Origin of the sequence: Schaalia sp. HMT-172, assembly GCF_030644365.1 — a bacterium.
In the GTDB taxonomy this organism is placed as follows: Bacteria; Actinomycetota; Actinomycetes; order Actinomycetales; family Actinomycetaceae; genus Pauljensenia.
Window position 1 is genome coordinate 1,334,852 of sequence record NZ_CP130058.1, and the last position, 12,178, is coordinate 1,347,029.

The 12,178-nt window shown below is 67.1% G+C and carries 12 protein-coding genes; 4 read left to right on the forward strand and 8 right to left on the reverse strand.

Annotated features, from left to right (window positions below):
- Positions 1-15: 15 nt before the first annotated feature.
- From QU663_RS05635 to QU663_RS05660, 6 genes are read right to left on the reverse strand one after another with little or no spacing between them, the layout of a single operon-like run.
- Positions 16-1,218, reverse strand: coding sequence for a prephenate dehydrogenase (locus tag QU663_RS05635; protein ID WP_021612334.1), 1,203 nt, complete (start codon positions 1,216-1,218; stop codon positions 16-18).
- The gene (locus tag QU663_RS05640; RefSeq protein WP_021612333.1) at positions 1,215-1,964 is read right to left on the reverse strand and encodes a pseudouridine synthase; all 750 of its coding nucleotides are present in this window, start codon (positions 1,962-1,964) and stop codon (positions 1,215-1,217) included. Before QU663_RS05640 ends, QU663_RS05635 begins: the two co-directional genes overlap by 4 nt.
- Complete coding sequence (gene scpB / locus QU663_RS05645) at positions 1,961-2,521, reverse strand: SMC-Scp complex subunit ScpB (protein WP_021612332.1); 561 nt, start codon at positions 2,519-2,521, stop codon at positions 1,961-1,963. Before scpB ends, QU663_RS05640 begins: the two co-directional genes overlap by 4 nt.
- Positions 2,514-3,410, reverse strand: coding sequence for a ScpA family protein (locus QU663_RS05650; protein ID WP_021612331.1), 897 nt, complete (start codon positions 3,408-3,410; stop codon positions 2,514-2,516). The genes scpB and QU663_RS05650 overlap by 8 nt, the downstream gene beginning before the upstream one ends.
- Positions 3,394-4,257 (reverse strand): ParA family protein, encoded by an 864-nt coding sequence (locus tag QU663_RS05655; protein ID WP_034481786.1) that lies wholly within the window; start codon positions 4,255-4,257, stop codon positions 3,394-3,396. Before QU663_RS05655 ends, QU663_RS05650 begins: the two co-directional genes overlap by 17 nt.
- Before the next feature lie 14 nt (positions 4,258-4,271).
- Complete coding sequence (locus QU663_RS05660) at positions 4,272-5,222, reverse strand: site-specific tyrosine recombinase XerD (RefSeq protein WP_021612329.1); 951 nt, start codon at positions 5,220-5,222, stop codon at positions 4,272-4,274.
- A gap of 131 nt (positions 5,223-5,353) precedes the next feature.
- Between QU663_RS05660 and tkt the strand changes: the two genes are divergently transcribed.
- The 4 genes from tkt (at position 5,354) to pgl (ending at position 10,810) form a co-directional block, all read left to right on the forward strand.
- A complete protein-coding gene (gene tkt / locus QU663_RS05665) occupies positions 5,354-7,438 on the forward strand; it encodes a transketolase (protein WP_021612328.1) in 2,085 nt (694 codons plus the stop codon).
- A 167-nt stretch (positions 7,439-7,605) separates the two neighbouring features.
- On the forward strand, positions 7,606-9,132 hold the full coding sequence (zwf, locus tag QU663_RS05670) for a glucose-6-phosphate dehydrogenase (RefSeq protein ID WP_304990516.1): 1,527 nt from the start codon (positions 7,606-7,608) through the stop codon (positions 9,130-9,132).
- Positions 9,129-10,070: a glucose-6-phosphate dehydrogenase assembly protein OpcA gene (locus QU663_RS05675; RefSeq protein WP_021611234.1), complete on the forward strand. Its 942-nt coding sequence runs from the start codon at positions 9,129-9,131 to the stop codon at positions 10,068-10,070. The genes zwf and QU663_RS05675 overlap by 4 nt, the downstream gene beginning before the upstream one ends.
- Positions 10,071-10,072: 2 nt before the next feature.
- Positions 10,073-10,810 (forward strand): 6-phosphogluconolactonase, encoded by a 738-nt coding sequence (gene pgl / locus QU663_RS05680; RefSeq protein WP_021611233.1) that lies wholly within the window; start codon positions 10,073-10,075, stop codon positions 10,808-10,810.
- Between the two features lie 112 nt (positions 10,811-10,922).
- On the opposite strand, the gene QU663_RS05685 is transcribed toward pgl, so the two are convergent.
- A complete protein-coding gene (locus QU663_RS05685; RefSeq protein WP_232210911.1) occupies positions 10,923-11,426 on the reverse strand; it encodes a YdcF family protein in 504 nt (167 codons plus the stop codon).
- Positions 11,427-11,929: 503 nt separating this feature from the next.
- Entirely contained in the window at positions 11,930-12,175 is a 246-nt protein-coding gene (gene secG / locus QU663_RS05690; RefSeq protein WP_009056010.1) for a preprotein translocase subunit SecG, read from the reverse strand.
- Positions 12,176-12,178 lie beyond the last annotated feature (3 nt).

The following is a 12,178-nucleotide window of genomic DNA, read 5'->3' on the forward strand; positions in this document are numbered from 1 at the left end:
CTCATCGAGGTTGTTCTAGTGGGTAATGAGCCGCCAGCCCCGCTCCTGCAGGTCCGCGGCGCAGCGGTCAGCGACCGCCGGGTCAATCATGACGCGAGCGACGCCAGCCTGCGCGCCCGCCGAGTGCTCGAGAACCAGGTCCTCGATGTTGATGGAGGCCTCACCGAGCTCACTGAAGAGGCGCCCGAGCGCACCGGGCTCATCGGGGATCAGCACCTCGACCTCGCGGTACCGAGAAGGCGCTCCACCGTGCTTGCCGGGGATGCGCGCGACGCCCTGATTGCCAGCCGTCATCACGCGGTTGATCGCACCGACGCTGCCGCCCCGAAGCGGGCCCAGCTCGGCGGCCGCATCCAAGTGGGTCAGCAGGTCATCCAGGTCGCCCCTCAACTCGCGCAGGATGTCGGCGACAGGCCCAGCGTTGCCGGCCAGGATCGCCGTCCACAAGCGAGGATCGGAGGCCGCGATACGCGCCGTGTCACGCAGCCCCTGCCCCGCCAAACCGAGTGCCTGCGCGGGAGCATCAACGAGGCGCGCTGCCAGCATCGACGACACGAGCTGCGGCACGTGGGACACCAGGGCCACCGCATGATCGTGCGTGCCCGCGTTCATCTCCAGGGGCACCGCGCCCACGTCCGTGGCAAGCGCACGCGCGGCCAACACCGCACGAGGCCACGTGGACTCGTGGGCCACGATCACCCACGGCCGACCGTAGAACAGGTCGGCGTCGGCCGCGCCGGCGCCGGAGCGCTCGCGTCCAGCCATCGGGTGTGAGCCCACGTAGCGGCACGCCTCGTCCTGGAAGCCGCGCTGCGCGAGCGTGGCAAGCACGTCGGCGACGACCGCGTCCTTGACCGAGGCGACGTCCGTGACGATAGCGTTGGGGAATCGCACAAGAGAATCGACGATAACCCGGTCGGCGACGTCGGGAGGGGTCGCGACCACAACGATGCGCGGTGCCTCGTATCCGTGCCCATCCGCGCCCACGTCCTCGTAGCCGACCCCGGCCTCGGCGATAACGTCACTGAAAGGGACGCCGGCGCCCACGTCGGAGGCCAGGCGCAGGGAGGTGGGCGAGGCATCCTCGAGGTAGACTCCCACTCCCCCGGCGCGCAGGGCGAGCCCGAGGGACGCGCCCAGCAGGCCCGACCCGATGATGAGGACAGGACCCACCGTGGACACGACGCGCGTGGGTGCGCCACCGCCCTGGGCGCTCACAGGCCGACGGCCCCGTACAGCGCCGTCAGAGCGTTGCCCTTGACGCGGCGGGTCGTGCCCTGCTTGAGGTGGTCGAGAGAGATCGGCCCAAAGCCGGTACGCACGAGCTCGCGGACCGGGTAGCCGACGGCCTCCATCATGCGTCGCACGAGTCGATTGCGGCCCTCATGGACGACGATCTCAACGGTGGTGATGTCGCCGTAGGTGTCGACAACGCGGAAGGCATCCACCTTGATCGGGCCGTCCTCCAGCTCGATTCCGTTCATGAGAGTGCGCTTGACTCCCGGCTTGACCTCGCCGTGCAGGCGTGCAACGTATGTCTTGCGAATCTCGTAGGACGGGTGGGTCAGGCGGTTCGCCAGCTCGCCGTCGTTGGTCAGCAACAGCAGGCCCGAGGTGTCGATGTCGAGTCGACCCACGTGGTAGAGGCGCTCGGGGTAGTCAGCGATCAGGTCGGCGATGGTCGGGCGTCCCTCCGGGTCACTCATCGTGGACACGGTGCCGATCGGCTTGTTGACGGCCAGCACGATGTGCTTGGTCTCGTCCAGGATCAGGCGCTCGCCGTCGACGTGAATGACCTGGGTTGCGGGATCCACCCGCACGCCCTGGGTGCGCACGACTGTTCCGTCCACGCTCACGCGGCCATCCGCGATCATCTGCTCGGACGCGCGCCGAGAAGCGACGCCGGCCTGGGCGAGCACCTTCTGCAGTCGCACGCCACCCTCGGTGTAAGGGTTAGCCCTCATAGTTCTTCCTCCAATTCGTCCAGCGCATCGGCGTCTGGCAAGTAGGGTGCCAAGGGTACCAGCTCCGACAGGCTCGTCATCCCCATTTTCTCAAGAAACTCCCCGGTCGTGCCGTATAGGCGCGCCCCGGATGGTGTCGCCCCCGTCTCTTCCACGAGGCCTCGAGCGAGCAGGGTGCGCACCACGCCGTCGACGTTCACCCCGCGGATGCGAGCGATGCGGGCGCGTGAAATAGGCTGGCGGTAGGCGATGACCGCCAGGGTTTCGAGGGCGGCCTGGGACAGGCGCGCATGGGAGGAGCCCACGACGAAGCGACCGACGACGTCGGCGTAGGCGCGCGCGGAGTAGATGCGCCAGCCTCCCGCGACCTCGCGCAGCTCGAAGCCGCGCGCCGGCCCTTCCCCCTGGCCGAGGTACTCGCTCGCCAGGGAGCGCAGCGTCTCCGCCACGTCGAGCGGATCCGCCTCAAGGGCGCCCGCGAGCTCGTCGACGGACACCGGTTCGGAGGCGACCATCAGGATCGCCTCGATCGGCCCTCGCAGCTGCTCGTCAGTCATCGCCGCTGTCTCCTTCCATCGTCCGTGCATTCTTCCCCGTCGACGAGGCCGTGGCGCCCACGGCGGCGGGCGTGTCCTCGGGGCGCGTGCCGCGTGGCGCCTCGTCAATGTCGATGTCGCTCGCGTCCACCTCGGCTCTCCACTGGATCGAAAGTGTCCCCAGCGCCCCCTCCTGGATGAACTCGACGGCCCCTCGCCGGAAGAGTTCGAGGAGCGCCAAGAAACGCGACACGATGACGGCGCGCGTGGCGGCATCGGCGATGAGCTGCCGGAAGGTCATCTCCCCTGCCGACGCGAGCTTGTCGGCGACGACGATGGCCTGCTCGCGCACAGGCACGACCGGGTCGTGCAGGTGGGTGACCTGGACGGTGGGCGCCGACTGGGAGAGGGCGTCGGCGGCGAGGCGGGCCAGGTCCTCGGGGCTGGTGAGCCAGGTGAGCTCGGGCAGGAGCGTGGCGAAGTGGGGCTCGAGGGCGACGTCGCGGGCCACGTAGGAGGCGCACGCAACCATGCGCGCGTCGATCTCCTTCGCCGCTTCTTTGAAGGCGCGGTATTGCAGGAGTCGGGAGAACAGGAGGTCCCGGGCCTCCAGGTCCGCCTCGCTCACGTCTTCCTCCTCGTCGAGGCGGGGCAAGAGGTGGGCGGCTTTCATGTCGAGAAGCGTTGCGGCGACGACCAGGAATTCGGTCGTGCGTGACAGGTCGGGCGAGGCCTTCATGAAGGCGATGAACTCGTCCGTCACCTGGGCGAGTGCCACCTCGGTAATGTCGAGCTTTTTGCGCGCGATCAGGGACAGGAGCAGGTCGAAGGGCCCCTCGAAGACGGGCAGCCTCACGGCGAAGAGCTCGAACTCCCCCTGAATCTCGATCGGTTCAGGCGGCGTCGCCACGGGCGATGACTTCCCGCGCCAGTCGGCGATACGCGTGCGCCCCCGCGTGGTTGGGAGCGTAGGACGTGATCGGCTCGGTGGCCACCGAGGCGTCCGGGAACTTAATCGTGCGCCCGATACGAGTGTCGAAGACCAGATCCCCGAAGGCCTCCTTCAGGCGCTGGAGGACTTCGCGCGAGTGCAGGGTGCGTGAGTCGACCATCGTCGCCACGATGCCGTCGATCTTCAGGCGCGGGTTGATGCGATCGCGCACCGTCTCGATGGTCTCGACCAGCAGGGCGACGCCACGCAGGGCGAAGAACTCGGCCTCCACGGGCACGATGACGCCGTGCGCGGCGGTCAGCGCATTCACCGCAAGCAGGCCGAGCGAGGGCTGACAGTCGATCAGGATGACGTCGTAGTCGGCCTCGACGTGGCGCAGCACGCGCGCCAGGGCGCTCTCGCGCGCGACCTCGTTGACCAGTTGAACCTCCGCGGCCGACAGGTCGATGTTTGCCGGGATGATGTCCAGGTTCTCCGTGGCCGTGTGGCACACGGTCGCACGCACGTCGGCCTTGGGGTTCATCAGCAGCGTGTAGATCGTCTGTTCCATGTCGAGGGCGTTGATCCCCAACCCGACAGACGCCGCCCCCTGCGGATCGAAGTCAACGATCAGGACGCGGCGACCGTACTCGGCCAGGGCGGCGCCCAGGTTGATCGTGGTCGTCGTCTTGCCGACGCCTCCCTTTTGATTACACATCGCGATCACGCGTGCGGGTCCGTGGCCCTTCAGGGGCGCGGGCACGGGGAAGTCGACCTGCTCAGTGGGCAGGTCGGGCGTCAGCGTCGGATGCGAATTCATGGTCACTCCTCCATCCTAGGTCATTGCCGTGCAATCTCGTCGGTGCCACGCGCCCGGGGGTGCGAGAGCGTAAAGACCTCGCGCAGGGCCGCGGCGCTCACCGCCGTGTAGATCTGGGTCGTGGCCACCGAGGCGTGTCCGAGCAGCTCCTGCACCTCGCGCACGCTCGCCCCACCCTCGAGCAGGTGAGTCGCGAAGGAGTGGCGCAGCGTGTGGGGCGACACCCTCGACCCCAGCTGCGCGGCTTCGGCGGCCCTGCGGATCGCGGTCCACGCGCTCTGGCGAGAGAGGGGGGCGCCCCGAGAGTTCAGAAAGAACGCGGTCGCGCCACGGCCTCGTGCCGCAAGGGCCGGACGCGCACGAACCCGGTACGCCCCCAGCGCCTCGACCGCGAAGGAACCGACGGGGACGATGCGTTCCTTGCGCCCCTTCCCGAACAGGCGGACCACCGGGACGTCGCCGTCAAGGTCAAGGTCATCGGCGCTCAGGCTCACTGCCTCGGACACGCGCGCGCCCGTCGCGTACAACAGCTCCAGGAGCGCACAGTCACGCAAACCGATGGGCGAATCGTCCGCGTGGGCGACGTCGAGCAGGCGCCCCACCTCCTCGACCGTCAGGGCCTTGGGCAGATGGCGTCCCGCACGGGGGGCGCACAACTGGGCGGAGGGGTCGACCCCGACAAGCCCTTCCGTGAGCGCGTACTTGTGCAGGCCACGAATGGCAGCGGATGCGCGGGCGACCGACGAGGCCGCGGCAGGGTGGCCCGTCACCTCGCCAGAGGCGAGGCGCATCGTGTAGTCCTCGATGTCGCGCACACTCACCTCGGCGAGGCTCGCGACGCCGCGGTCGGCGAGGTCACGGACGTATCGCAGGGCATCACGCCGATAGTTGGAGACGGTGTGCGCCGATGCGCCCTTCTCGACGCGCAGATAGTCCACCCACTCATGCACGAGGGCTTCCAAGGACGTCATGGTGTCAGAGTAAGCGAGATTTCAACAAATGTGCGCGATACCTATGCGCGTGCGCACATTTTCGCTAATATGTGACCCGGTAACCATTTCCCTACCCCGACGCTGGGGTCCAACAACGGCTGGAGGCCGACGTGACACTTCAATGGGACCATATCGATGACGACGCGGTCAAGACCGCCAAGCTCCTCGCGGCGGACGCCGTCGAGCAGGCGGGATCAGGACACCCCGGAGCCGCCATTTCCCTCGCCCCCGCAGCATACCTGCTCTACAACAAGGTCATGAACGTCGATCCGGCCGATCCTCGTTGGATCGGCCGTGACCGTTTCATCCTGTCGGCGGGGCACTCCTCGCTGACCCAGTACGTCCAGCTCTACCTCACCGGCTTCGGCCTCGAGCTCGACGACGTCAAGAAGCTGCGCACCGCCGGCTCCCTGACCCCCGGCCACCCCGAATACGGGCACACCAAGGGCGTTGAGATCACCACCGGGCCCCTGGGCACCGGCATCGCATCGGCCGTCGGCTTCGCCATGAACGCCCGCCGCGTCCACGGCCTGCTCGATCCGGGGACCCCGCTGGGCGAGTCCGTCTTCGACCACAACGTCTACGTCATCGCCGGCGACGGCTGCTTCCAAGAGGGCGTTTCCGCCGAGGCTTCCTCCCTGGCCGGCACCCAGGAGCTCGGCAACATCACCGTCATCTGGGACGACAACCACATCTCCATCGAGGACAACACCTCGATCGCCTTCACCGAGGACGTCTTGGCCCGCTACGAGGCCTACGGCTGGCACGTCCAGCGCGTCGACTGGCTCGGCGAGGATGGCTCCTACGAGGAGAACACCGCCGCCCTGAACGACGCCCTCGAGGCTGCGAAGGCCGAAACCACCAAGCCCTCGCTGATCGCGCTGCGCACCATCATCGGCTGGCCGACCCCTGGCAAGCAGAACACCGGCGGCATCCACGGCGCCAAGCTCGGCTCCGACGCCCTCAAGGGACTCAAGGTCGCCCTGGGCGCCGACCCCGAGAAGATGTTCGACGTCGACGCCGCCCTCGTGGACGAGGTCCGCGCCCGCGCCGCCGCCCGCGCAGCCGAGTACCGCAAGGACTGGGACGCACGCTTCGAGGCGTGGAAGGCCGCCAACCCCGAGCGCGCCGCTCTGCTCGAGCGACTGTCCGCCGGCCGCCTGCCCGACGGCTGGGAGGCCGCGCTGCCCACCTTCGAAGAGGGCAAGGCGCTGGCGACCCGCGCCGCCTCCGGCCAGGTCCTCAACGCGATTGCCCCCGTCCTGCCCGAACTGTGGGGCGGCTCGGCCGACCTGGCAGGCTCGAACAACACGTTCGTGAAGGGAGAGCCTTCCTTCCTACCCGAGCACCGTTCCTCTGCGTCGTTCAGCGGCGACGAGTTCGGCCGCAACCTGCACTTCGGCGTGCGCGAATTCGCGATGGGTGCCGCGCTCAACGGTATCGCAGCCGACGGCTTCACCCGCGCCTACGGCGGCACGTTCTTCGTGTTCTCCGACTTCATGCGCGGCGCCGTGCGCCTGGCGGCCCTCATGGACCTGCCGGTGACCTACGTGTGGACCCACGACTCCATTGGCGTCGGCGAAGACGGCCCGACCCACCAGCCGATCGAGCACCTGGCCTCCTACCGCGCGATCCCGAACCTCGCGGTCGTGCGCCCCGCCGACGCCGCCGAAACGGCCGCCTCCTGGAAGGCCATCCTCGAGCAGTCGCACCCGGCCGCGATCATCCTGTCGCGCCAGAACCTGCCCAACCCCGCTCGCGGCGAAGGCACCGGGCTGGCTACGACCGACAACCTCAGCCGCGGCGCCTACGTCCTGGCCGACACCGAGGGAACGCCCGACGTGATCCTCATGGCCTCAGGCTCCGAGGTCTCCGTCGCCCTCGAGGCGCGCGAGGCCCTCGCCGCCGACGGCATCGCCGCCCGCGTCGTGTCCGTCCCCTGCCTCGACTGGTTCGAGGCCCAGGACCGCGCCTACCGCGACGAGGTTCTGCCCCCGTCCGTGCGCGCCCGCGTCTCCGTCGAGGCCGGCCTGGCCCTGCCCTGGTTCCGCTGGATCGGCGACGCCGGCCGCGCGGTCTCCATCGAGCACTTCGGCGCCTCCGCGCCGGGCGATGCGCTCTTCAAGGAGTACGGCATCGACGCCGAGCACGTCGCCGCCGCCGCGAAGGAGTCCATCGCGGAAGCACGCGCGTGACTTTGTAGTCACCTAAACTAACGGAAGGGCTGCTGACGCGCATGTGCGCGTCAGCAGCCCTATTCTCATAGTCATGTGTGGGTCCTCGGTCCCGTCCCTCTCCCTCGCGGGCGAAGTGTTCGGGCCACGGCCTCGTCCCCCTCCCCGAGTGAACGGAGCGTTACCTCGTGACCAACGCGATTCCCACCCTGCGCGATCCGCAAGACCGCAGGCTTCCGCGCATCTCGCCGCCCTGCGGCCTCGTCATCTTCGGCATCACTGGTGACCTCGCGCGCAAGAAGCTCCTGCCCGCCATCTACGACCTGGCCAACCGCGGTCTGCTGCACCCCGCGTTCTCCCTGACCGGCTTCGCGCGCCGAGACTGGAGCCCCCAGGACTTCGAGGAGTACGTGCGCGCGTCCATCGAGGCGCACACCCGCACCGGCTTCAACGAGGGGACGTGGAATCAGCTCCGATCGGGCCTGCGCTTCGTCTCCGGCACCTTCGATGACCCGGAAGCATACCGTCGCCTCGCCGACACCGTCGCCGAGCTTGACCGGGTGCGCGGCACCGGCGGCAACCATGCCTTCTACCTGTCGATTCCGCCGTCGTACTTCCCCGTCGTGGCCAAGCACCTGTCCGACACGGGCCTGAACAAGCGACAGGGCCGCGAGTGGCGCCGCGTCATCATCGAGAAGCCCTTTGGCCACAACCTTGAGTCGGCGCGCGAGCTGTCCGACGTGATCTCGCAGATCTTCGATGAGCAGGATGTCTTCCGCATTGACCACTACCTGGGCAAGGAGACGGTCCAGAACATCATGGCCATGCGCTTTGCGAACGCCATGTTCGAGCCCCTGTGGAAGGCCAACTACGTCGACTCCGTGCAGATCACGATGGCCGAGGACATCGGCATCGGCACGCGCGCGGGCTACTACGACGGCATCGGCGCGGCGCGCGACATCATTCAGAACCACCTCCTCCAGCTCATGGCACTGACCGCCATGGAGGAGCCCGTTCACTTCACGCCCGAGGAGATCCAGGCCGAGAAGGAAAAGGTACTGTCCGCCGTGAGCCTGCCCGAGGACCTGGCCGCCGACACGGCCCGCGGACAGTACGCGAGCGGCTGGCAGGGCGGCGACAAGGTGCGCGGCTACCTCGAGGAGGACGGCATTCCCTCCGACTCGACGACCGAGACCTTCGCCGCGATCAAGCTCTTCGTGGATACGCGACGCTGGGCTGGCGTGCCTTTCTACCTGCGTGCCGGCAAGCGCCTGGGCAAGCGCGTCACCGAAATCGCGGTGATCTTCAAGCGCTCCGCGCACGTGCCTTTCGGCAATTCTGCCCTCAGCGAGTCCGCCCAGAACGCGCTTGTCATCCGCGTGCAGCCTGACGAGGGCCTGACCCTCAAACTCGGCGCGAAGGTACCGGGCACATCGATGCAGGTGCGCGACGTGACCATGGACTTCGCCTACGGCCATGCCTTCACCGAAGATTCGCCAGAGGCCTACGAGCGCCTCATCCTCGACGCACTTGTCGGCTCCGCGCCCCTCTTCCCGCACCAGCGCGAGGTCGAGGCCTCGTGGAAGATTCTCGACCCGATCCTGTCCTTCTGGGAGACCCAGGGCCAGCCCGAGCCCTACACGCCGGGCACGTGGGGTCCCCAATCCGCGCACGACATGCTGGCCCGCGACGGCCGCTTCTGGAGGCTCCCGTGATCATCACCCTGAAGAACACCACGTCCGCCGAGGTTGCTTCCCGCATCGTGGAGCTGCGCGACGAGCGCGGTTCCGCCGCCCTGAGCCGCGTCCTGACGCTGCTGATCTGCGTTCCCGACATGATTGACGTCGACAAGGCGATCGAGGTGTCCGACGCTGTCTCGCGCGAGCACCCGTGCCGCGTCATCGTCATCGTCGAGCCCGAGTCGACCGCGGGTAATGCTCTGCTTAACGCGCAGATCCGCGTGGGCGACGCGGCGGGCCTGTCGGACATCATCATTCTGGAGCCTCGTGGCGAGGCGGCGTCGAATATTGACTCGCTCGTCATGCCGCTCCTGCAGTCGGACACGCCGGTCGTCACCTACTGGCCGGTCACCCCGCCCGAGAATCCGGGCGCGCACCCACTGGGCCGCCTCGCGGTCAAACGCATTACCGATTCGCGCGCCACGGAGTGCCCGATGGAGACCCTGTCGGCCCTGTCGCTCGTCTACACGCCGGGCGACATCGATCTGGCGTGGGCGGGAGTCACCCTGTGGCGCGCGCTGCTCGCAGCCGTCGCCGAGGACTTCGACCGCCTGCCCACTTCTATCCGCGTCGCGGGTAACGCCACGCATCCCTCGCCGTTCCTCGTGGCCGCGTGGCTGCACCACCAGCTGGGTGTGCCCGTCGATCGGATCGTCGATCCCGAGGCACACACGATCACCGACATCACGTTCTCCTTCGACGATGACACGACCGTGTCGCTGTCGCGCAGCGCCACCTCCTCGGTCGCACGGCTCTCGCGCCCGGGCCTGGAGGATCGCAGCGTGAACCTGGCCCGTCGCTCCGTGCAGGATTCCCTCATGGAGGACCTGCGTCGCCTCGACCCGGACGTGTACTACGGCGAGCTCCTCACGAAGGAACTCCCGCGACTGGCTGCAAGCTCTGAGGGAGAGTAACGATGGTGGCCGTGCACACGCTTGAGGTCCTGCCGACAGTCGAGGAACTCAACCAGGCCGTGGGCCGAGCGTTCCTCGCTCGTCTGCGCACGCTCATCAACGAGGCCGAAGCCGGTTCTCGCGTCGACCTGGCCATCTCCGGTGGCGCGATCACGACGAGCCTGTTGCCCTCGTTGCTTCCATTTGTTGGCGAGGTCGATTGGTCACGCGTGCGCGTGTGGCTGGTTGACGAGCGTTATGTGCCAGCGGGCGACGAGGATCGCAACGACGATCAGGCGTGGGAGGGGTTCTTCCGCGCGGCGTCCGGCGTCGAGTTGGTCCGCATGCCGACCTCGGATGCGTCCGCGCCAGGTGCCGGTTCTCTCGACGCAGCGACCACGGCATTCGCCAACACGTGGCGCGAGCTTATGGGTGATCGCTCCTTCGACATTGCTTTGATCGGTATGGGGCCCGACGGGCACATCTGTTCCCTGTTCCCCGGGCGTGTTGACCTGGAGGAGCCCTCCCCCATCCTGGCGATCCGCAACTCCCCCAAGCCGCCGCCCGAGCGCATCACGGTGTCGATGCCCATCATGCGTGCGTGCGGTGAGGTGTGGCTGACGACTGCGGGTTCCGCGAAGGCGGATGCCCTCGGACGAGCCTTCGCAGGTGCGTCGCCGTTTGACCTTCCCGTCGCGGGTATCCTCTCCCCCTCGACTCGCGTTTACCTCGACGAGACTGCAGCCGCGCGGATTGCGTAGGACTGACGTTGATGTCTACGGCATGAATCGGGGGCGGCAGTTGCCGCCCCCGATTGTTCTGTCTTCGGTGGTTGTCACCAGCCTCGCTCAGGTCACGTGGTGTACACGCCACTCAGCGAAGAACCGCTAGAGCGTAGATGGCGACCGTCGCCAGCGCCCATAGCCCCATAATGACCGCATAGGGCCACCAGTACTTGCGGGAGATAGCGATGAATTCCCGGATAAAAGCCGTCGAGAAATAGTAGAAGGCGGTCTTGGACCCTAAGCCATCCGCGTTGAAGCCGACTGCTCGAGCGTACATCGCAGGACGGAATACGTGGTAGTCGCTCGTGACCAGTACCGACCGGGGACTATCCTCCTCGGTAAGGCCTGCGATCAGGTCACGCGAATTGATCAGGTTCTCCCACGTGGTCGTCGACGCGTCTTCCAAAACGATCTGCGAATCCGGGACCCCGAGCGAACGCAGGTAGCGGGCCATGGCCTCGGCCTCAGAAATCACCTCGTCGGCGCCCTGACCGCCCGATGGCACGAGGGTGGCCTGTCTGCCCTGCGCAACCCATAGGTCGTAGGCCCGATCAACGCGGGCGCGTAGAAGAGGGGTCAGCTCCTCTCCCATAAGCCCCGCACCGTGGATGACAATGAAGTCATAGCGGCTCTTCCTGGGCAACGCACGATAGAACCAGGAGTACAACAGGAGTGCTGTGCATGAGAGGAAAACCAAACGCCGCACACCGTTAGCGCGGCCACCAAGCCCGGTACCACTGCGGGTAAGCCGGCGAGCAGCGCTGCGGGAAGCGCGACAAACCAGGCGACGATAGTGCACGCAAACAGGAGCGGAAGCGCGAGTGACAGAGAGAAGCCCTCGCGGCGAACCAACGAGATCTCATTGATAAACAAGAAGACGATCGTGATGAATGGACTCAGCATCAACACGAGAGCAATCGGCAGGGACATCCACCACTGATCCAGCTGAAGCAATGCCGCTGCGAGCGCCGACGCGCACAGGAAGAACAAGAAATAGGCATGACGAAAACGACGTGGCTCGATGCACTACGACCACAAGAAAATGGCTCCCCACACGAGGGTGGGGAGCCCTAGGACGACGTCGATCCTGACGGATCAGGAGCCGAACTTAACCAGAAGCGCGTAGCAGATGATGCAGATGACCCAGACCAGCAGGGTGCCCAGCGTGATGCGGTTCAGGTTACGCTCAGCGACGCCCGAAGAGCCCGCGGAAGAAGAGATGCCGCCACCGAACATGTCCGACAGGCCACCGCCCTGTCCCTTGTGCATCAGAATGGTCAGGGTCAGCAGGATGCTGGTCAGGTAGATCAGCACGGTCAGCACGTTGTTCAGAATCGTCACAGT